Source organism: Streptomyces sp. NBC_00086 (genome assembly GCF_026343255.1).
GTDB lineage: Bacteria > Actinomycetota > Actinomycetes > Streptomycetales > Streptomycetaceae > Streptomyces.
In genome coordinates, this window is record NZ_JAPELZ010000001.1 from 4,041,651 (window position 1) to 4,066,162 (window position 24,512).

General features: G+C 70.3%; 22 protein-coding genes, 1 tRNA gene and 1 pseudogene. 10 read left to right on the plus strand and 14 right to left on the minus strand.

The window, feature by feature from the left end:
• Positions 1 to 16: 16 nt before the first annotated feature.
• Both OG276_RS18080 and OG276_RS18085 read right to left on the minus strand, forming a co-directional pair.
• A complete protein-coding gene (locus tag OG276_RS18080; RefSeq protein WP_266912904.1) occupies positions 17 to 1,642 on the minus strand; it encodes a sensor histidine kinase in 1,626 nt (541 codons plus the stop codon).
• Between the two features lie 204 nt (positions 1,643 to 1,846).
• Positions 1,847 to 4,114, minus strand: a complete 2,268-nt coding sequence (locus OG276_RS18085; RefSeq protein ID WP_266906756.1) for an MMPL family transporter — start codon at positions 4,112 to 4,114, stop codon at positions 1,847 to 1,849.
• Between the two features lie 333 nt (positions 4,115 to 4,447).
• On the opposite strand from OG276_RS18085, the gene OG276_RS18090 reads away from it, so the two are divergent.
• Complete coding sequence (locus OG276_RS18090) at positions 4,448 to 5,080, plus strand: class I SAM-dependent methyltransferase (protein WP_266906758.1); 633 nt, start codon at positions 4,448 to 4,450, stop codon at positions 5,078 to 5,080.
• On the opposite strand, the gene OG276_RS18095 is transcribed toward OG276_RS18090, so the two are convergent.
• Both OG276_RS18095 and OG276_RS18100 read right to left on the minus strand, forming a co-directional pair.
• Positions 5,068 to 5,715, minus strand: a complete 648-nt coding sequence (locus OG276_RS18095) for a MerR family transcriptional regulator (RefSeq protein WP_266906760.1) — start codon at positions 5,713 to 5,715, stop codon at positions 5,068 to 5,070. The two genes, OG276_RS18090 and OG276_RS18095, sit on opposite strands and share 13 nt — an antisense overlap.
• Positions 5,716 to 6,051: 336 nt before the next feature.
• A tRNA-Leu gene (locus OG276_RS18100) sits at positions 6,052 to 6,134 on the minus strand.
• Positions 6,135 to 6,426: 292 nt separating this feature from the next.
• On the opposite strand from OG276_RS18100, the gene OG276_RS18105 reads away from it, so the two are divergent.
• The 6 genes from OG276_RS18105 to pknB all read left to right on the plus strand — a co-directional run bounded on the left by OG276_RS18105 (position 6,427) and on the right by pknB (position 14,587).
• A complete protein-coding gene (locus tag OG276_RS18105) occupies positions 6,427 to 7,281 on the plus strand; it encodes a DUF3662 and FHA domain-containing protein (RefSeq protein ID WP_266906762.1) in 855 nt (284 codons plus the stop codon).
• 9 nt (positions 7,282 to 7,290) lie between these two features.
• A complete protein-coding gene (locus OG276_RS18110; RefSeq protein ID WP_266906764.1) occupies positions 7,291 to 7,797 on the plus strand; it encodes an FHA domain-containing protein in 507 nt (168 codons plus the stop codon).
• A 150-nt stretch (positions 7,798 to 7,947) separates the two neighbouring features.
• Positions 7,948 to 9,423 (plus strand): PP2C family serine/threonine-protein phosphatase, encoded by a 1,476-nt coding sequence (locus OG276_RS18115; protein ID WP_266906766.1) that lies wholly within the window; start codon positions 7,948 to 7,950, stop codon positions 9,421 to 9,423.
• Between the two features lie 31 nt (positions 9,424 to 9,454).
• On the plus strand, positions 9,455 to 10,879 hold the full coding sequence (locus OG276_RS18120; protein WP_266906768.1) for an FtsW/RodA/SpoVE family cell cycle protein: 1,425 nt from the start codon (positions 9,455 to 9,457) through the stop codon (positions 10,877 to 10,879).
• Positions 10,876 to 12,342 (plus strand): penicillin-binding protein 2, encoded by a 1,467-nt coding sequence (locus OG276_RS18125; protein ID WP_266906770.1) that lies wholly within the window; start codon positions 10,876 to 10,878, stop codon positions 12,340 to 12,342. Before OG276_RS18120 ends, OG276_RS18125 begins: the two co-directional genes overlap by 4 nt.
• 214 nt (positions 12,343 to 12,556) lie before the next feature.
• A complete protein-coding gene (gene pknB, locus OG276_RS18130) occupies positions 12,557 to 14,587 on the plus strand; it encodes a Stk1 family PASTA domain-containing Ser/Thr kinase (RefSeq protein ID WP_266906772.1) in 2,031 nt (676 codons plus the stop codon).
• A 290-nt stretch (positions 14,588 to 14,877) separates the two neighbouring features.
• On the opposite strand, the gene OG276_RS18135 is transcribed toward pknB, so the two are convergent.
• The 6 genes and pseudogenes from OG276_RS18135 to OG276_RS18160 form a co-directional block, all read right to left on the minus strand.
• Entirely contained in the window at positions 14,878 to 15,594 is a 717-nt protein-coding gene (locus OG276_RS18135) for a class E sortase (RefSeq protein WP_266906774.1), read from the minus strand.
• A gap of 10 nt (positions 15,595 to 15,604) precedes the next feature.
• Positions 15,605 to 16,423, minus strand: a pseudogene (locus tag OG276_RS18140) (class E sortase); the annotation flags it as partial.
• Positions 16,423 to 17,061 carry an aminodeoxychorismate/anthranilate synthase component II gene (locus tag OG276_RS18145; protein WP_254382122.1) on the minus strand — a complete coding sequence of 213 codons (639 nt, stop codon included), beginning with the start codon at positions 17,059 to 17,061 and terminating at the stop codon, positions 16,423 to 16,425. The pseudogene OG276_RS18140 and the gene OG276_RS18145, both read right to left, overlap by 1 nt.
• Positions 17,058 to 17,258, minus strand: coding sequence for a hypothetical protein (locus OG276_RS18150; RefSeq protein ID WP_254382427.1), 201 nt, complete (start codon positions 17,256 to 17,258; stop codon positions 17,058 to 17,060). Before OG276_RS18150 ends, OG276_RS18145 begins: the two co-directional genes overlap by 4 nt.
• 65 nt (positions 17,259 to 17,323) lie before the next feature.
• Entirely contained in the window at positions 17,324 to 18,052 is a 729-nt protein-coding gene (locus tag OG276_RS18155; protein ID WP_266906776.1) for a class E sortase, read from the minus strand.
• Entirely contained in the window at positions 18,021 to 18,797 is a 777-nt protein-coding gene (locus tag OG276_RS18160; RefSeq protein WP_266906778.1) for a DUF881 domain-containing protein, read from the minus strand. Before OG276_RS18160 ends, OG276_RS18155 begins: the two co-directional genes overlap by 32 nt.
• A gap of 91 nt (positions 18,798 to 18,888) precedes the next feature.
• Here OG276_RS18160 and crgA point away from each other — a divergent pair, with 91 nt between their 5' ends.
• Positions 18,889 to 19,143, plus strand: coding sequence for a cell division protein CrgA (crgA, locus tag OG276_RS18165; protein ID WP_250738676.1), 255 nt, complete (start codon positions 18,889 to 18,891; stop codon positions 19,141 to 19,143).
• 106 nt (positions 19,144 to 19,249) lie between these two features.
• Here the strand turns inward: crgA and OG276_RS18170 are convergent, their stop codons facing one another.
• Entirely contained in the window at positions 19,250 to 20,134 is an 885-nt protein-coding gene (locus OG276_RS18170) for a rhomboid family intramembrane serine protease (RefSeq protein WP_266906781.1), read from the minus strand.
• Between the two features lie 94 nt (positions 20,135 to 20,228).
• The gene (locus OG276_RS18175; protein ID WP_266906783.1) at positions 20,229 to 20,756 is read right to left on the minus strand and encodes a peptidylprolyl isomerase; all 528 of its coding nucleotides are present in this window, start codon (positions 20,754 to 20,756) and stop codon (positions 20,229 to 20,231) included.
• Positions 20,757 to 20,933: 177 nt separating this feature from the next.
• On the opposite strand from OG276_RS18175, the gene OG276_RS18180 reads away from it, so the two are divergent.
• Entirely contained in the window at positions 20,934 to 21,689 is a 756-nt protein-coding gene (locus OG276_RS18180) for a DUF5324 family protein (RefSeq protein WP_266906785.1), read from the plus strand.
• A 73-nt stretch (positions 21,690 to 21,762) separates the two neighbouring features.
• On the opposite strand, the gene OG276_RS18185 is transcribed toward OG276_RS18180, so the two are convergent.
• Both OG276_RS18185 and OG276_RS18190 read right to left on the minus strand, forming a co-directional pair.
• Complete coding sequence (locus OG276_RS18185) at positions 21,763 to 22,269, minus strand: LysM peptidoglycan-binding domain-containing protein (protein ID WP_266906787.1); 507 nt, start codon at positions 22,267 to 22,269, stop codon at positions 21,763 to 21,765.
• Between the two features lie 113 nt (positions 22,270 to 22,382).
• On the minus strand, positions 22,383 to 22,862 hold the full coding sequence (locus tag OG276_RS18190) for a MarR family winged helix-turn-helix transcriptional regulator (RefSeq protein WP_266906789.1): 480 nt from the start codon (positions 22,860 to 22,862) through the stop codon (positions 22,383 to 22,385).
• Positions 22,863 to 22,964: 102 nt separating this feature from the next.
• Here OG276_RS18190 and OG276_RS18195 point away from each other — a divergent pair, with 102 nt between their 5' ends.
• Complete coding sequence (locus tag OG276_RS18195) at positions 22,965 to 24,455, plus strand: MFS transporter (protein ID WP_266906791.1); 1,491 nt, start codon at positions 22,965 to 22,967, stop codon at positions 24,453 to 24,455.
• The last annotated feature ends 57 nt before the right edge of the window (positions 24,456 to 24,512 follow it).

The following is a 24,512-nucleotide window of genomic DNA, read 5'->3' on the forward strand; positions in this document are numbered from 1 at the left end:
GCTGTCACCCCTGCTCCTACTGCTTGGCCTGGTACGCCTGCTTGTCGACGAGCTTGCCGTCCTTGAAGCAGAACCGGAAAACGCTGTCGCTGCCCAGGTCGGTGTCGTCGTCCGCCAGGAAGACCAGGCAGGCCGAGCCCTGCGGACGCGGCGGCCCCTTCCGGTCGAGCCCCTCGGTCAGGATGCTGTCCCCACTGGGCAGCTGAGAACGTACCGCTTCCTCCGGATCGCCCACGTGGACGGCGTCGTACTCGGCCTTGCCGAGCATCGCATCGCCCACCGAGCCCACCAGCAGCGCCACCGCGGCGCCGATCACGATCAGCAGCACCACCACGGCCGCGACCGCGATCCCGCAGCCCAGTGTCACGCCCCCGGCCCGGCCGCCCCCGCTCAGCAGCTTCCGGTCGATCGCGTCCCAGTCGACCGGCGCGGCGTTCGGGCCCAGGGTCCTGGCCTGCACCTGCTGGCCGAAGTCATCGGCGACCTCGCCCGCCCCCAGCTCCTCGGCCCCGGCCGGCTCGGTCCCGTACGGGAGCACCCCGGCCACCCGGAACCCGCCGCCCTCCACGGCCGCCGCGTAGACCATGCCGCCGACCAGCCGCGCCCGTTCGCGCAGCCCGGTCAGCCCCTGCCCGCCGGACACCACCTCACCGGCGCCCGGACCGGCCGCCGGGCCGTTGGCGATCTCCACCACCAAGGAGTCGTCCTCGTACCGCAGTTCCACCGTGATGGGCGCGCCCGGCGCGTGCTTGTAGGCGTTGGTCAGCGCCTCCTGCGCGATCCGGTACGCCGCGTGGTCGCACGCCGCGACCAGCGGCCTGGGCTGCCCCGCGGTGGTGAGCCGTACGTCCGTCCCCGCGCTCCGCGCCGACTCCACGATCCCGGCGATGCCCGCCACCCCGCGTGCGGCGGGCTGCGCCTCCTCGACCGGCAGCGGAGCCTCCACCCCGTCCCGCAGGATGCCGACGACCTCGCGCAGCTCGTGCATGGCGGAGACGGAGGCCTGGCGCAGGACGCCCACCGCCTCGCGCTGCCGGTCGGTCAGGACCGGATCGACCTCCAGCGCACCGGTGTGCACCGAGATCAGCGCGAGCTGGTGGCCGAGGCTGTCGTGCATGTCCTGGGCGATGCGCTGGCGTTCGCGCAGCCGGGCCTGCCCGGCGACCATCGCCCGCTCGCGCAGCAGCTGGGCGTTGCGCTCCTGGAGGGCGCGCAGCAGCGTATGGCGCTGGGACCAGTAGCGGCTGGCCAGACCGGGCATGACCACCATGGCCAGGAACATCAGCGCGCTGAAGACGACGACCAGCACCGCGCGGCCCTGCGACCACTCCTTGACCACATTGAGGGCGATGGCCAGGGCGAAGGCCGCGGTGAAGGCACCGAGCGCCCGTCCGACGCCGACGATGCGCCGCCCCGCCGACCAGCCGAGCGGGATCGCCACCAGGAAGGCCCCCGGCAGGTAGACGCCCACCGCCGAGCCGGCCACCAGCGTGAGCACCGGAAGCCGGCGCCGCAGCAGGGTCAGCACCACCACGGACACGGCACTGGCCAGCATCCGGGCCGCGGAGCCCTTGTCGAGCTCTTCGACCCCCACCCCGAGCAGCACCAGCACCCCGGCCAGGGCGAGATCCCCCGCCAGCATCCGACGGGTCCAGGGCTCGGGCCCCTTCACCCAGTCCCATCCCGCACGCGCCCTCGCCGTTACGTCCACCCGGCAGACCCTAGACACCACCCCGCCGCCGGGCTGCCCTCTTTAGTCGCGCCCCCCGCAACGAAAGTCTCCCGGCTCAGTACGGACGGACCCCCGGGCGCCCGGCCCTGGACGCTCCGCCGGGCCGGGCCGCGGTCATCGCCCGGCGTCGGCGGCACGGGGGGCGGCGGTGCGGTCTGAGTCCTCAGCAGCGGCCTCATCGGCGTGGCCCGTGCGGCCGACCTGCCCGGCGCCCCGCGACGCGGGGACCGTACGCTCCCCGGCCGCGGGCTCCCGGAAGCCGTGGCGGGACCACCAGCGGGCCAGCGGGGCCGGTGCCCACCAGGCCCACTTGCCCATCAGCGCCATGGTGGCCGGCACCAGCAGGCCCCGTACGACCGTCGCGTCGACGACCACCGCGATGACCAGGCCGACCCCGATCATCTTCATGAACAGGATGGACGAGGTCATGAACCCGCCGACCACCACGACGAACAGCAGCGCGGCACTGGTGATGATCTTCGCGGTGCGCTGGAGCCCGAGGGCCATCGACTCGATCGGATCGCCGCCGGCCTCCCACTCCTCGCGCACCCGGGAGAGCAGGAACACCTCGTAGTCCATGGCCAGGCCGAAGGCGATCGCCACGATGAGCACGGGGAAGTTGGCGTCCACCGCCCCGATGGGTTCGAAGCCGAGCAGCCCGGAGAGATGGCCGTCCTGGAAGATCCACTTGATGGCGCCGAAGGTGGCCAGGAGCGACAGCAGGTTCAGGAGCACGGACTTCAGCGGAAGCAGCAGCGAGCCGAAGGCCAGGAAGAGGACCAGGAAGGACACGACCGCGACGAACAGGGCCATCCACGGAAGACGTCCGCCGATCATGTCGACGATGTCCACGCGGGAGGCCGGCATTCCGGTGACCAGCGCCTTCGCTCCCTCCGGTGCGGCGGTGCCCCGGACCCCGTGCACCAGGTCCACGGCCGGCCCGGACATCGCGTCGGGCGCGTACCGCACGGTCACCCGCGCGTCGTTGCCCACGAAGGCGGTGGGCACAGCCGACCGCACGCCCGCGACCCCCTCCAGCCGGTCCGCGTACGCCTCTACGGCGCTCCGGTCGGCCGGGCCGTCGAAGCGGACGACCGCGGTCATGATCCGGCCGGGGTTGGTCTCGAACTCGGCGGCCAGGGCCTGGCTGACGACCTTCGCGTCCCCGCTCGACGGCAGCACCCACTCCCCCGGCCGGGCCCAGTTGACGCCGAGCAGCGGCGCACCGAGGCCGACCAGGACGGCGACGATCGCCAGCGAGGACAGCAGGGGCCTGCGCATGACCGCCCGGGCGGTGCGGTACCAGCGCCCCTGCGTCAGCGGCTTCGCAGCGCCGCCCCGGCCGCCCGGCAGCGGGATCCGCCACTTGTCGATGCGGTGTCCCGTGTAGCGCAGCAGCGCGGGCAGCAGCGTCAGCGAGCCGATCACCGCGAAGGCGACCACGGAGACGGCCGCGTAGCCCATGGAGGACAGGAACCGCGACGGGAAGAGGGCCAGACCCGCGAAGGAGATCGCCACGGCGAGCCCGGAGAAGGCGACCGTGCGCCCGGCCGTGGCCGTCGCGCGCCGGACCGCGGTGTCCACGTCCGCACCGGCATGCAGTTCCTCACGGAAGCGGTTGACCAGGAACAGCGCGTAGTCGATGGCCAGGCCGAGGCCCAGGATCGTGATGACGTTGATGACGGTGCCGGAGATCTCGGTGAACAGCGTCAGCACGCGCAGCACCACGAAGGAGCCGAGTGCCACGAAGGTGCCGACGGCCAGCGGCAGCAGCGCGGCGACCGCACTGCGGAAGATCAGCACCAGCAGGACCAGCAGGACCGGGACCGAGAGCATCTCGGCCCGGGCGATGTCCGCGCCGGTCAGGGCGTTGACCTGCTCCGTCATCGCGGCCACGCCGCCGAAGCGGGCGGTCACCCCCTCGGCCTCGAACTCCTCCTTGATCCTCGTCAGCGCCTCGACCTGTTGCCGGTCGTCGTCGGCGGCGAACTGCACCGTGGCGTACGTCCGGGTGCGGTCCCGCGATACGTAGGCGTCCGCGCCCCCGGCGCCGGGCTCCCATAAGGAGCTCAGGCGGGTGATTCCCGCACGCGGCACGCCGTCGAGCGCCGCCCGGACGGCGCCGCCGAACTCCTCGACGGTCCGACCCGCTTCCTTCGACTCGTAGAGCACGATCAGGTCGTTGGACTCGCGCCCCAGCGGGCCGGCGAGAACCTTGTCGGCCTCGACCGACTCACTGGCCGGGTCGTCGAATCCGGCGCCGCCCGTGAACGAGCCGAAGACGCCGGTGCCCCACACGCCGGCGAACAGCGTGAAGACGACCGCGGCGATCACGACCCACTTACGACGCCGCGCGGTGAATGCTCCGATGGAGGCAAACAATTTCTCTCCCTGGCTCGTATCGCTTTTGCTCAGGCTGCCGAGTTGTTTCGGCCTTCGACCCCGCGCGGTTTCGGTTCACGAATCTTCCGAAACCGGCGATTTCTCGAAATGCACGTTCGGATCGCTCGCCCTACGTCTTTCGCCACGCTCCCGGAAGGCACCCTCCCGGCCGCACTCCGCACGGGAGCACTCCGCACGGGAGCACCGAGCCGCCAGGCGGTACGCCGCTGCGCGAGCGAAGCGGCCGGCCTCCCTTCCCCGTTGTCCACAGCAACAGTAACCTAAGCTATCGATAGATTCACTATCACCTATCACCAGCCTAGGCGGCCACCCATGACCGACGTGATGCTGTTCCTCAGGGAGTTCGCCCGGACCCGTCGGGACACGGGAGCCATCGCTCCCAGCAGTCCCTTACTGGCCCGGGCCCTCACCCGCTACGTGATCCCCGGCCCCGGCAGGCCGCGCGCGGTGCTCGAAGTCGGCCCCGGCACGGGCGCCGTGACCCGCCACATCCAGCCGGCGCTGGGCCCCCTCGACACCCTCGACCTGATCGAGCCCAACCTCCGGTTCGCCGGTCTGCTGAGGCACTCCTACCGGGACGACTCGCGCATAGGCCTGCTGTCGGGACTGGTCCAGGACCACCAACTGGGCTCGTACGACACGATCGTGTGCGGCCTGCCCTTCGCGAACTTCGAGGCCCGCGTCGTGGAGGAGATCCTCGGGCAGCTGCTCGGCGCGCTGAACCCGGGCGGCACCCTGTCGTTCTTCGCCTACGCCGGCATCCCGCCGCTGCGCCGGGCGCTCACCTCCGGCGTGACCCGCGAACGCACGCTGGGCACCCAGGCCGTGCTGGAACGCACGCTGCGGCGCCACCGGTTCCGCACCGAGACGGTGCTGTGGAACGTACCGCCCGCCCACGTCCACCACCTGGTCCCGACGGCCCCTGCGCTCGCCTACAGCGGCTGACCCTCCGCCCGGGCGGACACGCGCTTGGACGCGTCCTCCTGCGCGATCCGGCGCAGGGCCGACATGGCCGCGTCTCCGAGGAGGGTGCCGAGGACGACGCCCTCCACCTTGCCGTCCGTACCGGGCACCCCGGCGAGGACGGCCAGCTCGGCGTCGGCCAGGCGTCCGGCTGCGGCCGCGTACTCGTCGAGCAGGGCCAGCAGATCGCCCCGGCCCAGGTCGCGGTAGGTCACGACGATCTGGACCAGCGCCTTCCAGCCGGGGTTCGTGGGCTTGACCTCCCAGCCGCAGCGCCGCACCAGCTCCTCGACGGCGCGTTCGGCACGCGCCCAGTCGTCCTCGGGGCCCGGCTCGGGCACGGCGCGGGTGACCGCGGACTGGGCGACGCCGAGCATGCCGTGGACCGTGCGGTGGGGCGAGTCGACCTCGCCGAGCACCTCGCGGACGGCCGCGATCGACAGGCCGCCGACCTCCAGCATCGCCCGGATCAGCCGGAGCCGGTGCGCGTGCGCCTCGGAGTAGCTCACCTGGTTCGGACTCGTCCGCTCGCCGGACGGCAACAGCCCTTCACGGGTGTAGTACTTGACCGTCGCTACCGAAACTCCGGTACTCCGCGCCAGCTCTCCGATACGCATTCCGTCAGGGTACTGCGTTCCCCCTCCGTGCTAACCCGCGACCACGACCCCGGCCACAACCCGGCCGGAGTCCGCGGCCCCGCGAATTGCCCAGCTTTTATCGGTACTGAAATCGGTCCCGGCCGAAGGAATCACGTACGTCCGCGGAAGCCGCTCCGGAGCTCCCCTCCGAGCCCGGCGATCCCGCTCTCGAACCCACCCGCGGCCCGGCCGCCCGAGACCCTCGTCACGCCCCGCGCCCACCCCGCCCGCATCCCCCGCGCCCGCCCCCATCCCCGGGGCACAACGAAAGAGCCCCCGCTCCGGATCTCTCCGGAGCGGGGGCTCTCTCAACTGTGCGCGAGGGGGGATTTGAACCCCCACGTCCCGAAGGACACTGGCACCTGAAGCCAGCGCGTCTGCCGTTCCGCCACTCGCGCAAGTGGCTACCAGCGGTTCTTCCCTTGCGGGCCGTTCCCCTGGCGACATCGGAACATTAGCACGTCGGATGGGGTGGATTCACATCGCTTTTCGTGCTCTCCCCACTCCCGCCGACGACCGCCCCTCCCGTACTCGGCCGCCGGTGCGGGACACTGTCCTCGGGGCGCCCCTACGATCGCTTGTGAGGACCAACACTCATGCGCACGTGACCGATGGGGAACCACCCGAATCCGCCATGCGTGGATACGATCAGTAAGCAGTACAGGGCGACAACGACGGAGGAGGTGCCCCATGGGAGTCCTGAAGCGGTTCGAGCAGCGACTCGAAGGTCTGGTGAACGGCACCTTCGCCAAGGTGTTCAAGTCCGAGGTCCAGCCGGTGGAGATCGCGGGCGCCCTCCAGCGCGAGTGCGACAACAACGCCACCATCTGGAACCGCGAGCGGACCGTCGTCCCCAACGACTTCATCGTGGAGCTGAGCACCGGCGACTACGAGCGCCTGAGCCCCTACTCGGGCCAGCTCGGCGACGAGCTCGCGGGCCTCGTCCGCGACTACGCCAAGCAGCAGCGCTACAGCTTCATGGGCCCCATCAAGGTCCAGCTGGAGAAGGCCGACGACCTGGACACCGGGCTCTACCGGGTCCGCAGCCGCACGCTCGCCTCCAGCACCTCCCAGTCCCCCGGCCAGCAGGGTCCGGGCCAGGGACAGGGCCACCAGGCCCCCCCGGCCCAGCCCGGCGGCTACGGATACCCGCCGGCCTCGGCGCCGCCCATGCCCGCCGGACCGCCCCCGGGCGGTCCCGGTGCACGCAGGCCGGGGCCCGGCGGACCCGGCGGACCGGCTCCCGTACCCACCGGCGGCGCCGTCCGGCGCCACTGGATCGAGATCAACGGCACCCGCCACCAGATCTCGCGCCCTACGCTCGTACTCGGCCGAAGCACCGAAGCCGACGTGCGGATCGACGACCCCGGCGTATCGCGCCGGCACTGTGAGATCCGGACCGGAACGCCCTCGACGATCCAGGATCTCGGGTCCACCAACGGCATCGTGGTGGACGGGCAGCACACCACCCGCGCTACGCTCCGCGACGGTTCGCGGATCGTCGTGGGATCCACCACCATCATTTACCGGCAAGCCGAAGGGTAAGCGGGGGCAATGTCAGAGCTGACCCTGACGGTCATGCGGTTGGGTTTCCTGGCCGTTCTGTGGCTGTTCGTCATCGTGGCCGTCCAGGTCATCCGCAGCGATCTCTTCGGTACGAGAGTCACGCAGCGCGGTTCCCGACGCGGCGGGAGCGCTTCCGGCGCCCCGGCGCAGCAGCAGGGCCGCCAGCCGGCGGCCCCGCCACAGCAGCGCCAGCGCCGCGGTGCGCCCACCAAACTCGTCGTCTCCGAGGGCACCCTCACGGGCACCACGGTGGCCCTCGCGGGCCAGACGATCACCTTGGGCCGCGCCCACGACTCCACGATCGTGCTGGACGACGACTACGCCTCCAGCAGGCATGCCAGGATCTACCCCGACCGTGACGGCCAGTGGATCGTCGAGGATCTCGGGTCCACCAACGGCACGTATCTCGACCGGACCCGGCTGACCACCCCGACGCCCATTCCGCCGGGCGCCCCGATCCGCATCGGCAAGACCGTCATCGAGCTGCGGAAGTAGTACGAGAATGAGCGAGCGGAGCGAGCGAGCCGCAGCGGTCCGTCCCACCGGGGACACGGACCCGAGCGCGCTCCAGGCCGGAGGGTGGGCAGTGTGGCTCGAGACCGGTTGTACCCCGAGGCAGCATCGTCGTCGACAGGGCAGGTGCGCATGAGTCTGTCCCTGCGGTTCGCCGCCGGATCGCACAAGGGCATGATCCGCGAGGGCAACGAGGACTCCGGCTACGCCGGTCCCCGTCTCCTCGCGATCGCCGACGGCATGGGCGGCCAGGCCGCCGGCGAAGTCGCCAGCTCCGAGGTGATCTCCGCCCTCGTGCAGCTCGACGACGACGTCCCGGGCTCCGACATGCTCACCGCGCTGAGCACCGCCGTGCAGCGCGCCAACGACCAGTTGCGCGTCATGGTCGAGGAGGACCCCCAGCTGGAGGGCATGGGCACCACGCTCACCGCCCTGCTGTGGACGGGCCAGCGCCTCGGCCTGGTCCACGTCGGCGACTCCCGCGCCTACCTGCTCCGCGACGGCGTCCTCACGCAGATCACCCAGGACCACACCTGGGTGCAGCGCCTCGTCGACGAGGGCCGGATCACCGAAGAGGAAGCCACCACCCACCCGCAGCGCTCCCTGCTGATGAGAGCCCTGGGCAGCGGCGACATCGTCGAACCCGACCTCTCCATCCGCGAGGTCCGGGTCGGCGACCGCTACCTGATCTGCTCCGACGGGCTCTCCGGCGTGGTCTCCCACCAGACCCTGGAAGAGACCCTCGCCGACTACCACGGCCCCCGCGAGACCGTGGCCTCCCTGATCCAGCTCGCGCTGCGCGGCGGCGGCCCCGACAACATCACCTGCATCGTGGCCGACGTCCTCGACACCGACAGCGGCGACACCCTGGCCGCGCAGGTCAACGACACCCCGGTCGTCGTCGGCGCGGTCGCCGAGAACCAGCACCACCAGCTCTTCGACGGCGGCAACGCCATGCAGACGCCGGCCGGCCGCGCCTCCGGGCTAGGCCGCCAGAGCCCCCCGCCCCCCGGCGCCTTCGGGCCGCCCGGCAGCGGCGAGGCCGCGGGTTACGGCGGTTACGGCGCCCAGGGACAGGGCGGCGGAGCCGACGCGTACGGCAGCTTCGGCGAGCCCGACCCCTACGACGGGGACTCCGGGTACGAGGACACGTACAACCACCCGCGCAGGCGCCGCGGCAAAGGGCGCAAGTGGACCACGCGCACGCTGACGCTGCTCGTGGTCCTCGGTGTCATCGGCGGCGGCCTCTACGCGGGCTACCGCTGGACGCAGACGCAGTTCTACGTCGGGGTCAAGGACGAGCACGTCGCGCTCTTCCGCGGGATCAGCCAGAAGCTGGGGCCGCTGGAGCTCTCCAAGGTGGAGACCGACCGCCCCGACATCGAACTGAAGTACCTGCCGACCTTCAAGCGCAAGCAGGTCGTGGACACGATCAGCGAGGGCAGCCTCGACACCGCCCGTACGAAGATCGACGAGCTCGGCACCCAGACCTCCGCGTGCAAGAAGGACGAGGAGCGGCGTGCCGCCGAGGCCCAGGGCAACCAAACGCCCGGCCCGGTCCTGACTGCCGCCGAGCAGCAGGTCGTCAACCTGTGCGAGAAGCAGTAGACATACGCGGGCACAGGGGGCCCGCCACACCATGAGCGTTGTCACCAACACGACCACCATCGGCGCCATCGAGCTGCCGAGCCGGCGGAACACCGAGCTCCTGCTGCTCGTGTTCGCCGTGGTCATCCCGATCTTCGCCTACGCCAACGCGGGCCTGGCGCTCGACGGAGAGCTGCCCCCCGGCATGTTCACCTACGGGCTCGGCCTCGGCATCCTGGCGGGCATCGCCCACTTCGTCGTACGGCGCTACGCCAAGTACGCCGACCCGCTGCTGCTGCCGATCGCCACGCTCCTCAACGGGCTGGGCCTCGTCCTGATCTGGCGACTGGACCAGTCCGGACGCCTGCAGAACCAAGCGAAGCGCGCCTACGGCGTCTTCACCGAGTCCGCGCCCCGGCAGATGATGTACACGGCGCTCGCCATCGCGATGTTCGCCGGCGTACTGCTGGTCCTCAAGGACCACCGCGTGCTCCAGCGGTTCACGTACATCTCCATGGCCGCCTCGCTGGTGCTGCTGATCCTGCCCGTGATCCCGGGCCTGGGAGCCGACGTCTTCGGCGCCAAGATCTGGATCAGCGTCGGCGGCTTCTCCATCCAGCCCGGCGAGTTCGCCAAGATCGTCATCGCCGTCTTCTTCGCCGGCTACCTGATGGTCAAGCGCGACGCCCTGGCACTGGCCAGCCGCCGCTTCATGGGCCTCTACCTGCCGCGCGGCCGCGACCTCGGACCGATCCTGATGATCTGGGCGATGAGCCTGCTGGTCCTGATCTTCGAGAACGACCTCGGCACCTCGCTGCTCTTCTTCGGCATGTTCGTGATCATGCTGTACGTGGCCACCGAGCGGACCAGCTGGATCGTGATCGGCCTGCTCATGAGCGTGGGCGGCGCCACCGTGGTCGGCGCCACCGCCAGCCACGTCCAGGCCCGCGTCAACGCCTGGCTCGACCCCTTCAGCTGCTACCTGACCTCCGACGCCTGCCAGCAGGTCGGCCAGTCGATCATGACCTTCGGCTCCGGCGGGGTCCTCGGCACCGGCTGGGGACAGGGCAACTCCGACCTCATCGGATTCGCCGCCAACTCCGACTTCATCTTCTCCACCGTCGGCGAGGAGCTCGGGCTCACCGGGGTCATGGCCTTCCTCCTGCTCTACGGCCTGATCATCGAGCGGGGCGTGCGCACCGCGCTCGCCGCCCGCGACCCCTTCGGCAAGCTCTTCGCGGTCGGCCTCTCCGGCGCCTTCGCGCTCCAGGTCTTCGTGGTCGCCGGCGGAGTCATGGGCCTCATCCCCCTGACCGGCATGACCATGCCCTTCCTCGCGTCCGGCGGCTCCTCCGTCCTCGCGAACTGGATCCTCATCGCCATCCTCATCCGGATCAGCGACACCGCACGCCGCCCTGCCCCGGCCCCGGCACCGTCCCCCGACTCCGAGATGACCCAGGTGGTCCGCCCGTCATGAACAAGCCCCTGCGCCGCATCGCGATCTTCTGCGGGCTGCTCGTCCTGGCACTGCTCGTGCGGACCAACTGGCTGCAGTACGTCAAGGCCGAGGATCTGAGCACCCGCAAGGAGAACCGCCGGGTCCAGATCGCCCAGTACGCCACCGAGCGCGGCAACATCATCGTCGAGGGCAAGCCGATCACCGGCTCCGCCGTCACCGACGGCAGCGACTACAAGTTCAAGCGGACCTACCTCGACGGTCCCCTGTGGGCTCCGGTGACCGGCTACGCCTCGCAGGCCTTCGGTTCCACGCAGCTGGAGTCCCTCGAGGACGGCATCCTCACCGGCAACGACGACCGGCTGTTCTTCGACCGCACCATCGGCATGTTCACCGGCGAGAAGAAGCAGGGCGGCAACGTCGTCACCACGCTGAACGCCGCCGCGCAGAAGGCCGCGTTCACGACCCTCGGCTCCAAGAAGGGCGCCGTCGCGGCGATCGACCCGCGCACCGGCGCGATCCTCGCCCTGGTCAGCACCCCCTCGTACGACCCCACGTCCTTCGCGGGCAACTCCAAGGCCGACGAGAAGGCCTGGGTCGAGCTCAAAGACAGCGAGGACAAGAAGCTGGTCAACCGCGCCCTGCGCGAGACCTACCCGCCCGGCTCCACCTTCAAGGTGGTCACCGCCGCCGCGGCCCTCGAGCACAAGATCGTCACGGACATCAACGCGCCGACCGACACCGAGGACCCGTACATCCTGCCGGGCACCACGACGCCGATGGTCAACCACGCCGCGAACTGCGGCAAGGCCACCCTCAACTACGCCCTGCAGGTCTCCTGCAACTCCGTCTTCGCCAACATGGGCGACAAGGTGGGGGCGGACAACATGGTGAAGACCGCCGAGAAGTTCGGCTTCAACAACGACAAGATCGACACCCCGGTCCGCGCCTTCGCCAGCGTCTACGACAAGAACATGAAGAGGGACGGCAACGCCCAGAGCTCCATCGGCCAGTTCAACACCGCGGCCACCCCGCTGCAGATGGCCATGGTCACCGCCGCCATCGCCAACAACGGCAAGCTGATGAAGCCGTACATGGTCAGGCAGCTGGAATCGCCCGGCCTCGACATCGTCGAGAAGCACGAGCCGGAGGAAATGAGCCGTCCCCTCTCCGTCGAGAACGCGAAGAAGGTCCGGGACATGATGGTCAACGTCGTCGACGCCGGCACCGGCGGCAAGGCCCGGATCAAGGGCACCGTCGTCGGCGGCAAGACCGGCACCGCCCAGCACGGCGAGGGCAACAAGAAGCGCCCGTACGCCTGGTTCATCTCCTACGCCGAGAACCCCGACGGCAGCTCGCCGGTCGCCGTCGCCGTCGTCATCGAGGACAGCGAAGCGGAGCGCGAGGACATCAGCGGCGGCGGCCTCGCCGCCCCGGTCGCCAAGGCCGTCATGGAAGCCGTGCTCAAGAGCAACAAGGGGTAACGGGCGGGGCCGAAGGCCACGCGAGAGCCGCAAGGGGCACACAGACGTGATCCGGGTCACTGTTCCCGCCCGGATCCGAGCGTACGGTACCGGTCCGGTATCAGCCTGTGGTCACGAACCGATCACCGACGATCGGCCGGTAGCCTTTGCGCGAACAGCACACCGCCGGACCACACACGGGTGCGGTCGGGACTGACGGAGAGGGCTGCACGTTATGGAAGAGCCGCGTCGCCTCGGCGGCCGGTACGAGCTGAGCCACGTGCTCGGCCGTGGTGGCATGGCCGAGGTCTACCTCGCCCACGACACCCGGCTCGGCCGTACCGTCGCCGTCAAGACCCTGCGCGCCGATCTCGCCCGCGACCCGTCCTTCCAGGCCAGGTTCCGCCGCGAGGCCCAGTCGGCCGCATCGCTCAACCACCCGGCGATCGTCGCCGTGTACGACACCGGCGAGGACTACGTCGACAACATCTCCATCCCGTACATCGTGATGGAGTACGTCGACGGCTCGACCCTGCGCGAGCTCCTGCACTCCGGCCGCAAGCTGCTGCCCGAGCGGACGCTGGAGATGTGCATCGGCATCCTCCAGGCGCTGGAGTACTCGCACCGCGCCGGCATCGTGCACCGTGACATCAAGCCCGCCAACGTCATGCTCACCCGCACCGGCCAGGTCAAGGTCATGGACTTCGGCATCGCCCGTGCCATGGGCGACTCCGGCATGACCATGACGCAGACCGCCGCCGTCATCGGCACCGCCCAGTACCTCTCCCCGGAGCAGGCCAGGGGCGAGCAGGTCGACGCGCGCTCCGACCTCTACTCGGCCGGCTGCCTGCTGTACGAGCTCCTCGCCGTCCGGCCGCCCTTCATCGGCGACTCCCCGGTCGCGGTCGCCTACCAGCACGTACGGGAAGAGCCCCAGCCCCCGTCGAACTTCGACTCCGAGATCACGCCCGAGATGGACGCGATCGTGCTGAAGGCGCTGGTCAAGGACGCCGACTACCGCTACCAGTCCGCCGACGAGATGCGCGCCGACATCGAGGCCTGCCTCGACGGCCAGCCCGTCGCGGCCACCGCCTCCATGGGCGCCGCCGGCTACGGCTACCCCGACCAGGGCCACGGCTACGGACACCAGGGCTACGACCAGCCCACCACGGCCCTGCGCACCGCCGACCCGAACCAGACCTCCATGCTCCCGCCGATGTCCCCGGGCGACGGCGGCTACGGGGCCACCGGGTACGCGGGCCAGGGCGGCTACGACCAGGGCGGCCGCGGCCGGCGTCCGCAGAAGAAGAGCAAGGCCTCCACGATCCTGCTGGTCACCGCCGGCATCCTCGTCCTGGTCGGCGCGATCCTGATCGGGCAATCCCTCTTCAAGACCACCGCCGACAACCGGCCCACGGTCCCCAAGCTCATCGGCGAGACCCTGGAGGCCGCCAAGGCCAACGGGGACAACGTCGGTCTCGTCGTCCAGCAGGACGGTGAGATGCCCTGCGACGCCGCCCCCAAGGGCAGCGTCTGCGAGCAGTCCCCGGCCGAGGGCCTCAAGGTCGACAAGAACTCCGTCGTCAAGGTGAAGGTCTCCACCGGACCGTCCAAGGTCGCCGTCCCGAACGTCATGCACCTGGCGATCGCCGACGCGGAGAAGGCGCTCCAGGACAAGGGCTTCCAGATCGAGAAGAAGACGGTCGAGTCCGAGCGGCCCGCCGGCACCGTCATCGAGCAGAACCCGAAGAGCGGCGAGGCCGACAAGGGCTCGACCGTCACCGTGACGGTGGCCAAGGAAATCTCCAAGGTGACCGTCCCGGACCTGTCCGGCAAGACCCAGGCCGACGCTTCGAAGGCCCTGGAGGCCCTCAACCTCAAGCTCGGCAGCGTCACCGAGGTGGACGCGGCCCCGGGCACGGCCCCCAAGACGGTCGTCAGCCAGGACCCCGGCCCCAACGGCCAGGTCACGGTCGGCTCGTCGGTCAACATCTCGGTCGCCAAGCCGGTCCAGCAGCTCACGGTCCCGAACCTGTTCGGCAAGACCATCAACGCGGCCAGGGCCGAACTCGCCTTGAGGGGCCTGGTCTTCGGATCCGTCCTGTCGGGCTCCTCGGACGGCAAGGCGAAGATCCTTAGCACGGACCCGGCCGTCGGCAGCCCGGTGACCCCCGGCATGGTGATCAACGTGAACACGGTGCCCGACGGCCAGCAGAACGGCGGCAACGACGGCGGCGGAGGCTTCATCGGAGGCCTCGGCGGCTGACCGCGCGGCAACGAGCACCAAAGGGTCCGGCCCCTCTCCATGAGAGGGGCCGGACCCTTTTCCGTACGCGTCTTCACGGGCAAACGAATCGGTGCTGCCGGTGGCCCTCCGAGCGGCCACCACGCGGCCTCCACGCAGCCCCACGCGGCCACCTGCGCCTTTCGGAGCGAGCCCCTGGCCCATCGCCACTCGGATGGGCGTCACGGCCGTCCACAGGGGGCTCCTGGCGGCCTGGGGCCCATCCCCGGCGGTCACGACCGGCAGCGTCACGACCGGCAGCGCAACGACCGTCAGCGCAGCTCCGCCGGAAGGCTCCGCTTCGCGTCCACCTTCTCCGTGCGGACCAGCTCGCCCCACACGATGTAGCGGTACTTCGAGGTGTACACGGGCGTGCAGGTCGTCAGGGTGATGTAGCGGCCCGGTGCCGTGCGGCCCGATTCCTTGGGGACCGGGCTGATCGAGTCCACGTTGTACTTCGAGGTCTGGCTCAGCTCGGCGAAGACCTTGTACACGTACCAGGTGTCACGGGTCTCGAAGACGACCGCGTCGCCGTTCTTCAGCTTGTCGATGTTGTGGAACTTGGCCCCGTGCCCGTCGCGGTGGGCCGCCAGCGCGAAGTTGCCCGCCGGGTCCCACGGCAGCGCCGACTTGACCGGCTCCGTGTAGTAACCGGCGACGCCGTCGTTCAGGACCTCCGAGTCGGTGCCCCGTTTCACCAGCACCTCGCCGTTCTTCATCGCCGGCACGTGCAGGAAGCCGATCCCGCCCTGGACGTCCAGCGCGCCCGGCGCCGCGGCCGAGGCCTGCGAGGGCGCCGCCCGGTCCCACTGCTCGCGCACCGCGTCCCCGCGCGCGGAGGCGTCCCGGTCCGCCAGGACGTTCGTCCACCACAGCGAGTACGCCACGAACAGCCCGAGCACCAGGCCCGCCGTGATCAGGACCTCGCCCAGCAGGCTCAGGAACCCCGCGAGGGCGCTGCGGTTCGGGGGCGGTGCGGCACGTGACACTGCGGATCCTCTACGGGCTGGTCAGCTCGGGCGGAGCACCCTGGCTGCGGGGGCGTTCAGCGGTCATCCTGCCCCATACGATCAGCCGGTAGGTGCTGGTGAACTCCGGGGTGCAGGTGGTCAGCGTGATGTACCGGCCCGCGGAAGTGAACCCCGATCCGGCGGGCACCGGCTTGATCACCGCCACGTTCGAGGGCGGGGTCTGCGCGAGCTGTGCGCTCATCTCGTACGTGTAGTACGCGTCCCGCGTCTCCACCACGATCTTGTCGCCCGGCACCAGCCGGTTGATGTAGCGGAACGGTTCTCCGTGCGTGTTCCGGTGGCCCGCCAGCGCGAAGTTGCCCTGGCGGTCGGCCGGCATCCCGGTCGCGAGCGGCGCCTCGGAGTAGTGGCCGACCATCCCCTTGTCGAGGACCTTCGCCTTGTTCGTGCCCTCCGCGACCGGCACCTTCACGTCCAGCTTCGGGATGTACAGGATCGCGAAGCCCTGGCCCGGTTCGAACGCCGTCGCCACGGGCGGGGCGGCCGCCCCGCCCGGATCGCGGTCCCAGTTCTGGAGCAGGGAGCCCGCCGCGTCATCGGCCGTCCGGTCCGCCAGGAAGTTCGTGTACCAGAGCTGGTAGCCGACGAAGAGCAGCATCACCAGGCCCAGCGTGATGAACAGCTCCCCGGCGAGCCTGCTGACGACCACCACCGGCCCGCCCGAGGCCGGCCGCCTGCGCCGCCGGCCGCGGCCCCGGCCACGCGTGCGCGTACGCTTCGCGGCCTCCTGCGCTGCCCTGCGTCGCGCTGCCCGGCCCTCGGTGGGCGCGGACGGCGCGAGCGCCGTCACGCGACGGCCTTGCCCACCACCGGGGCGAGCCCCACCGAGCGCTCCACCGCGCCCGCGTCACCGCAGCGCACCAGCCAGTTCGCGAGCATCCGGTGGCCCCACTCGGTCAGCACGGACTCGGGGTGGAACTGCACGCCCTCGACGTCGTGCTCGCGGTGACGCAGACCCATGATGATCCCGTCCTCGGTCCGCGCCGTGACCTCCAGCGTGTCCGGGAGGGTCGGCGGCTCGGCCGCGAGGGAGTGGTAGCGGGTCGCGGTGAAGGGCGAGGGCAGCCCCTCGAAGACGCCGAGGCCCTCGTGGACCACCGGCGAGGTCTTGCCGTGCAGCAGTTCCGGAGCCCGGCCGACGACGCCTCCGTAGGCGACGGCCATCGACTGCATGCCCAGGCAGACGCCGAAGACCGGTACTCCCGTGTCCGCGCAGTGGCGGACCATGTCCACGCAGACGCCGGCTTCTTCCGGCGTGCCCGGGCCCGGGGACAGCAGGACGCCGTCGAAGCCGTCCTGGGCGTGGGCGAGCTCGACCTCGTCGTTGCGCAGCACCTCGCACTCGGCGCCGAGCTGATAGAGGTACTGGACCAGGTTGAAGACAAAGCTGTCGTAATTGTCGACAACCAGAATGCGCGCGCTCACGGAGTCGCTCCCGATCCCTCGTCCACCGTCACATCGTTGAACGGAAGCAGCGGCTCGGCCCACGGGAAGACGTACTGGAACAGCACGAACACCACCGCGAGCACCAGCACGAGGGAGATCATCACGCGTACCCACGCGTTACCCGGCAAATGCCGCCAGATCCAGCCGTACATGCCGCCTGTGTCCTTTTCGTCCACGATCGTTCAACGCACCGCGGGGGCGGTACGTCCACAGCCTAAAGCCACCCGCCCGGCGCGGAGGGTCACCTTGCCAAACCCTCCGGTACGCCCTGTGCGAGGGTCCGCATACCGGTCAGTTCGGCCCAGACCACGAGCCGGTGGCTGTGGCCCCATTCCGGGTCGCAGGTGGTCAGCGTCAGGTACTTGCCCGGCCCGGTGAAGGGCGAGCGGGCGGGCACCGGATCGACGACGCCGACCTCGGTGGGCAGGGTGCGCAGCGCGTCGGCCCGGACGGTGTACGTGTACCAGCCGGTGGCGTCCTTGAGGATCACCGGGTCTCCGGGGCGCAGCTTGGGGATGTCCTTGAAGGGGTCCCCGTACGTGCGCCGGTGGCCGGCCACCGCGAAGTTCCCGTTGCCGCCGAGCCGTGCCGTGCCGGCGTAGTGGCCCAGGCCCTTCTTCAGCAGCTCGGTGCCCGTGCCCTCCAGGACCGGCTTGTTCCAGTCGCGGCCGAAGCGCGGTACGTACATCTCGGCGAAGGCCCGGCCCGGCGGGTACGCGGCGGGTTCCGGGGCGGCGGCCGGAGCCGCCGACTCGGCGGCCGCGGGCGCCGCGGACCAGCGGTCGCGCATGCGGGCCATCTCCCCGTCCATGGCCTGGTCGGCCTTGACCCCGGTCCACAGCAGGACGTAGACGACGAAGAGCACGATGAGCGAGCCCGCGGTCAGGCACACCTCGCTGAACGTCCGTACCAGCAGGCGCGGCACGTCGACGTTGCGGTCACGGGGTGGCGGGCTCCAGCGGCTTCGCATAGTGGAGGTCCACTGTGCCGGAGTAGCCCGGCAGTGTCAGCGCCTTGTGCTCGTCCACTTTCCAGCCGAGCCCGTACGCGTTCACGTACAGCTGGTAGTTCTGCAGCGCCGGGGAGGCCGCGAGGGCCTTCTTCAGCGCGCCGGGGTCGCCGACCGCCGACACCTTGTACGGGGGCGAGTACACCCGGCCCTGGAGGATCAGGGTGTTGCCCACGCAGCGCACGGCGCTGGTGGAGATCAGGCGCTGGTCCATGACCTGGATGCCCTGGGCGCCGCCCTGCCAGAGGGCGTTGACGACGGCCTGGAGGTCCTGCTGGTGGATCACCAGGTCGTTGGGCTGCGGCTCGGGCACGTTGGGGATGCGGGCCGTGGCGTTCGGGGGCGCGTCGTTCAGGGTGACGGTCACGGCCTTGCCGCTGATCGCCTCGGTGCCGGAGGCCGCGCGCAGGGCGGCCAGCTTGGCGTTCTCGGCCTCGGTGCTCCCGTTGTCGCGCTCGGCGAGGGCGTCGACCTGGCCGCGGGCGGTGGCGGTGCTCTTCTCCAGCTCCAGATTGTTCTGGCTGCGCTCCTGGATCAGGTCGGACAGCTTGAGGAGCGAGGCATCCGTCCGGATGTTCGTACCCTTGGAGGTGTTGAAGCTGGTGACGAAGATCAAGCCGGCCAGGGCGAAAACGGCGGCCGTGAGCAGCCGGACCGGTCTGGCACGGCGACGGGGACCCGCGGAGGAGTCGTCGGAATTGCTCAACGTACCCTTCTCCTTCAACGCCACAGGTCCACTACGCTAACGGACGCCCGGGGCAGGCAAGGTCCCCAGCCCATCGACAGGAGAGCCCCTCGTGCCGAAGTCACGTATCCGCAAGAAGGACGACTACACGCCGCCCCCCACGCGGACGCCGCAGTCGATCAAGCTGACGAACCGCAACTGGGTCGCCCCGGTCATGCTGGCGTTCTTCTTGGTCGGTCTGGCATGGATCGTCGTTTTCTATCTGTCCGAGACCCAGCTTCCGATCGAAGCTCTCGGAAATTGGAACATTGTGGTCGGATTCGGCTTCATTGCGGCAGGATTCGGCGTCTCCACGCAGTGGAAGTAGCCCGGCTCCGCAAGCTCTCCCCATGAGTTATCCACAGCGTCATCCACACCTGAGGAAAAGACAGAAGATCTGTGGATAACTCTGTGGAGAGTTGACGCCGGTGTGATCAGGTGAGTGCGGAAAGTTCGACCGTCCGGATCACGATCAGGGCCGTGGCCAGCAGGAACACCGCCACACAGGTGCCCCACTGGACGAATTTGCGATTCCGCGCGCCCATGTCCTTGGTGGGCCACAACAGGCCCAGCGCGACCAGCACACCGGTGACCAATCCACCGATATGGCCCTGCCACGACGCGTTCGCCCCCGGCAGGAAGGTCAGTACGAGCATCAAAACCGCCACGGCGACCAGTGGACGCACTTCGTCCCGCATCCGACGAGCCAGCACGATGGCGGCGCCGAGCAGGCCGAAGACGGCCCCGGAAGCTCCGAGCGTCGGGGTGTTCATGGGGGTCAGCAGATAGATCAACGCGCTGGCGCCCAGCGCCGACAACAGGTACACGGCGAGGTAGCGGGCGCGGCCGAGGGCCGGCTCCAGAATTCCGCCGATGAACCACAGGCCGATCATGTTGCCGAAAATGTGCCACCACTCGACGTGCAGGAACGCTGAAGTCAGTAGCCGGTAGTACTCACCCGTGGACACGCCTTCCGCCGGCCCGCCCGCCAGTTCGCGGTACCAGCCGATCAGCTCCAGTTGAATCGCCAGCCCGGGGAAGACAACGGCGGCGAGCCATACCGCCACGTTGATCCCGATCAGGATCTTGGTGACCAGGTACGGATCCGCGGCGACCACCCCGCCCGCGATCGTCCGCGGAGCGTTGGCCGCGCGCCCGTGGCCCGTTCCCGAGCCCCCGCGGACGCACTCGGGGCACTGGAAGCCGACCGAGGCGTCGATCATGCACTCGGGGCAGATCGGCCGCTCACAGCGCGTACAGCTGATCCCGGTCTCGCGGTCCGGGTGCCGGTAGCAGCCCGGAAGACGGTCGGTGTCCATCGGTCCCCTCGGTCGGCGGCGAGGCGGCGGTTTGCCCGCGCCCGTCCGGTACGTATCGAGGACGGACGGGCGGGGTCGAAAGGTTCCCCTGCGGTCAGCGCTTCTCGATGACGACGGACTGGATGATCACGTCGTCGAGGGGGCGCTCGGTGCGCGGGTTGGTGGCACCTGCGGCGATGGTGTCGACGATCTTCTGGCTGGCCTTGTCGCCGATCTCCCCGAAAATGGTGTGCTTGCGCGTGAGCCAGGCGGTGGGGGCCACGGTGATGAAGAACTGCGAGCCGTTGGTGCCCGGGCCGGCGTTCGCCATCGCGAGCAGGTAGGGCTTGGTGAAGGCCAGGTCGGGGTGGAACTCGTCGGCGAACTGGTAGCCGGGGCCGCCGGTGCCGTTGCCCAGCGGGTCGCCGCCCTGGATCATGAACCCGCTGATGACACGGTGGAAGACGGTGCCGTCGTAGAGCGGGTCCGTGGTCTTCTGTCCGTCCGTGGGACGCGTCCACTCGCGCTCACCGGTGGCGAGTTCGACGAAGTTCCGCACGGTCTTCGGAGCGAAGTTCGGCAGAAGCTCGATCTCGATGTCGCCGTGGTTGGTCTTCAGGGTGGCGTAGAGCTTCTCGGCCACGGATCTGCCTTCCTCATCGTCGTCACTGTCGGTTTCAGATCCTCCCACGGAGGGCTGCACCGGGCGGAAATCGTCCACCCGTATGCCCTGTCGCGCATGCCGGTCGACGGTATGGGAGGCATGATCCGACAAAGGGTGGAAAGGTGAACTGTGTCCGCCACCGAGGAGGAGGATCCCGTGACCCGCAAGGAAAGCGTGCGCCTGGCAGCATCAAGTGCCAGGGATACGGCGCGGCACGCAGCGGAAGTGGTGGCGCCGTACGCGGAATCCGCCAGGCACGCTGCGGTGCATTACGCCCACGAAGCAAATGAACGGCTCGCACCGAAGGTGTCGTACGCGGCCGGCGAGGCTGCCAAACAGGCCCGCCAGACGTACGACTGCCACGTACAGCCCCGGATCAAGTCGGCGCGCTCCCACGTACCGCCGAATGTGGACCGGGCCGCGACCAAGGCCGTGAAGCAGACCCGCCTGGCAGCCCGGAGCGCGGTGGACTACACGCAGCCGCGGCTGGAGAGTGCCTTCGCTGCGGCCCAGCCGGTGGCCGAGGAGGCCGCTTCCCGGTCGACGGCGGCGCTGGCGGCCCTGCGCGGCCAGGTGTCGGCCAAGGAGGTCCAGAAGCTCGTACGTCGCCACGAGCGGCGTGCGCGCTGCGGCCGCCTGTTCAAAGGCGCGGCCGTGGTCGGCGTCCTGGCCGGCGGAGCCTACGCCGCGTGGCGCTGGTGGGACCAGCAGTCGAACCCGGACTGGCTCGTCGAGCCGCCGGCCGCCACCGAGCTGCCGGCGCGGGAGCAGGAGGCTCAGGCCTCCTTCGACGAGGAGCTGGCGGCGAAGGAGCGCGACGGCGGGACGGAGTTCGTGTCCGGCCTGGAAGAGGAGGCGCAGGCCGCCCAGGAGCGGATCGACGCGGAGGACGCGAAGCGCAAGCACCGCTGAGGAACGTGGAACGAGAGAGTGGGGCCCGGATCCTTTCCAGGATCCGGGCCCCACTCTCGTTCGCTTTCCCCGCTCAGCTGGGGAGGGTGAGCTTCATCCCCGGGTGGATCATGTCGGGGTTCGAGCCGATGACGCCCTTGTTCATGGCGTAGAGCTCGCGCCAGCGGCCCTCGTTGCCGAGCTCGCGGCGGGCGATCGCGGAGAGCGAGTCGCCCGAGCGGACGGTGTACGTGCGCTGCGCCTTGGGCGCCGGCTTCGGCATGGGCGCCGCGGGCACCGCCTTGTGTGCGGCGGAGGTCGGCGTGGGCGTGTGCGCTGCGGGCCGTGCGACGGGGGGCGCCGGTGCCGCCTTGGGCGGCATCGGTGCGGCCTTGGGCGGCGCCGCTGCCGCCATGCGTTCGGCGGCCGCCTTGGTCGCCGCTGCCGAGTCGGTGTACTTGGTCCCGGTGTCGCCGGGCATCGAGGACGGCGGCGCCGGGGCGGCCGCGGCCTGCTGTTGCACCTGCTCAGCCGCCTTTTGGGCGGCCTTCTCGGCTTGTTCCTTCTTCTTGTCGGACCTCATGAAGTCGAACAGTCCCATGTGCGTACGCCTCCGGCATGGTGGTGCCCCCCTGGGCTGAGTGCCTTGTTCCACTCTCTGCCAGAAGGCCCGGGTCGGCCCTGTGACTGGGCCATCCGGGGGATGCCGGTCTGCTACTGGCGGGCCCTGCGAGCCGGCCTCGGGCTCTCCGACGGGGTCTCCAGATCACCCTTGACCAGCAGGTTCAGTACGCGCAGCACGGCCTCGCGGTCCGCGTCGGCGAGGGAGCCGAGGGCGTCGGCGTGCACCTGGTCGACGATCCGGCTGCTCTCCTGCGCCAGGGCGGCGCCCTGCTCGGTGACGACGATGACGCGGGCCCGGCGGTCGGTGCTGGACTGCCGCCGCTCGGCGAGGCCGGCCTTCTCCAGGGCGTCGACGGTGACGACCATCGTCGTCTTGTCCATGCCCCCGATCTCGGCGAGCTGGATCTGGGTCCGCTCCTCGCCCAGGGCGTGCACGAGCACGCAGTGCATCCGTGCCGTGAGCCCGATCCGGTCGAGGGCCACCGCCATCCGGGTGCGCAGGACGTGGCTGGTGTGGTCCAGGAGGAAGGAGAGGTCCGGCTCGTTCTGTGCGGGCGCCATGGCTGTCATGTCCACCAGTCTAGCAATTCAGTCCCCAACAGATCGTCTGCAACAGAACTATCTGATACGGTCTTACCAAGTCAGCCCGCCGCTCACCGACTGGGGACACAGATGCCTGCCACCTCCGCTCCCACCGCTCCTCCCACCACGCCGGCCACGCCCGTCGGGTCCGCTTCCGACCCGGCTGCCGCACCGCGCGGGCTGCGCTCCCGGTGGACCGCCCTCGGGGTGCTGTCCACCGGCGTCCTGATGACCGTCCTCGACGGCAGCATCGTCACCGTCGCGATGCCGGCCATCCAGAAGGACCTGGGCTTCTCCCCCGCCGGACTCAGCTGGGTCGTCAACGCCTACCTGATCGCCTTCGGCAGCCTGCTGCTCCTCGCCGGCCGGCTCGGCGACCTCATCGGCCGCAAGCGGATGTTCCTGGCCGGGACCGGCGTCTTCACCGGAGCCTCCCTGCTCGCCGGGTTCGCCGGATCGCCCGAGGTACTGATCGCCGCCCGGTTCCTGCAGGGCCTCGGCAGCGCCATGGCCGCGGCCGTCAGCCTGGGCATCCTGATCACGCTGTTCACCGAACCGCGCGAGCGGGCCAAGGCCATCGCCGTCTTCTCCTTCACCGGCGCGGCCGGAGCCTCCCTGGGGCAGGTGCTCGGCGGGGTCCTGACCGATGCCCTCGACTGGCACTGGATCTTCTTCATCAACCTGCCCATAGGACTGGCCGCCCTCGCGCTGGCCCTGCCCGCGCTCCCCGCCGACGGCGCTCATGCCCGGCCGGGTCTGCGCGCCGGAGCCGACGTCATCGGCGCCCTCCTGGTCACCGCGGGCCTGATGCTCGGCATCTTCACCGTCGTCGAGGTGGAACGCTACGGCTGGCTCTCCGCACACACCCTCGGCCTCGGCACGCTCTCGGTCGCCCTGCTCGCCGGCTTCACCGCACGCCAGGCCAGGACCCGCACCCCGCTGGTTCCGCTGCGGATCTTCCGCTCGCGGACCGTGGTCGGCGCGAACCTGGTCCAGATGCTGATGGTGGCCGCACTGTTCTCCTTCCAGGTCCTGGTCGCCCTGTACCTCCAGAACGTGCTCGGCTACGGAGCCGCCGAGACCGGCCTGGCGATGCTCCCTGCGGCCGTGGTCATCGGCGGGGTCTCCCTCTTCGCCTCGGCCCCGCTCAACGCCCGCTTCGGCGAACGCCGCGTCCTGCCGGCCGGACTGGCCCTGCTCGTCGCCGCCCTCGGCCTGCTGACCCGGCTCCCGGTCCGCGCCGACTACGTCACCGACCTGCTCCCCGTGATGCTGCTGGCCGCCGGCTTCGGCCTGGCCCTGCCCGCCCTCACCGCGCTCGGCATGTCCGGCGCCGACGAGCAGGACGCGGGCCTCGCCTCGGGCCTGTTCAACACCACCCAGCAGATCGGCATGGCGCTCGGCGTCGCCGTCCTGTCCACCCTGGCGGCCGGCCGCACGGACGCCCTGCTCTCCACCGGCGTCGACCGCGCCGCGGCGCTGACCTCCGGCTACCACCTGGCCTTCGGGATCGGAGCGGGACTGATGCTCACGGCTCTCGTGGTGGCCGCGACCCTGCTGCGGACCGGCCGGAGCCGGTGACTCCCGCCCGATGTTTCACGTGAAACATTCGGACACGACTGTGGGCCGCTCCACCGG

Bases quoted from the DNA above. Each gene is read 5' to 3' on its own strand.
- OG276_RS18185 (WP_266906787.1), bottom strand. From the start codon at position 22,269: ATGGGACTGTTCGACTTCATGAGGTCCGACAAGAAGAAGGAACAAGCC.
- OG276_RS18110 (WP_266906764.1), top strand. From the start codon at position 7,291: ATGTCAGAGCTGACCCTGACGGTCATGCGGTTGGGTTTCCTGGCCGTT.
- OG276_RS18095 (WP_266906760.1), bottom strand. From the start codon at position 5,715: ATGCGTATCGGAGAGCTGGCGCGGAGTACCGGAGTTTCGGTAGCGACG.
- OG276_RS18155 (WP_266906776.1), bottom strand. From the start codon at position 18,052: ATGCGAAGCCGCTGGAGCCCGCCACCCCGTGACCGCAACGTCGACGTG.
- OG276_RS18090 (WP_266906758.1), top strand. From the start codon at position 4,448: ATGACCGACGTGATGCTGTTCCTCAGGGAGTTCGCCCGGACCCGTCGG.
- pknB (WP_266906772.1), top strand. From the start codon at position 12,557: ATGGAAGAGCCGCGTCGCCTCGGCGGCCGGTACGAGCTGAGCCACGTG.
- OG276_RS18190 (WP_266906789.1), bottom strand. From the start codon at position 22,862: ATGACAGCCATGGCGCCCGCACAGAACGAGCCGGACCTCTCCTTCCTC.
- OG276_RS18080 (WP_266912904.1), bottom strand. From the start codon at position 1,642: ATGCTGGCGGGGGATCTCGCCCTGGCCGGGGTGCTGGTGCTGCTCGGG.
- OG276_RS18120 (WP_266906768.1), top strand. From the start codon at position 9,455: ATGAGCGTTGTCACCAACACGACCACCATCGGCGCCATCGAGCTGCCG.
- OG276_RS18170 (WP_266906781.1), bottom strand. From the start codon at position 20,134: ATGGACACCGACCGTCTTCCGGGCTGCTACCGGCACCCGGACCGCGAG.
- OG276_RS18115 (WP_266906766.1), top strand. From the start codon at position 7,948: ATGAGTCTGTCCCTGCGGTTCGCCGCCGGATCGCACAAGGGCATGATC.
- OG276_RS18125 (WP_266906770.1), top strand. From the start codon at position 10,876: ATGAACAAGCCCCTGCGCCGCATCGCGATCTTCTGCGGGCTGCTCGTC.
- OG276_RS18195 (WP_266906791.1), top strand. From the start codon at position 22,965: ATGCCTGCCACCTCCGCTCCCACCGCTCCTCCCACCACGCCGGCCACG.
- OG276_RS18105 (WP_266906762.1), top strand. From the start codon at position 6,427: ATGGGAGTCCTGAAGCGGTTCGAGCAGCGACTCGAAGGTCTGGTGAAC.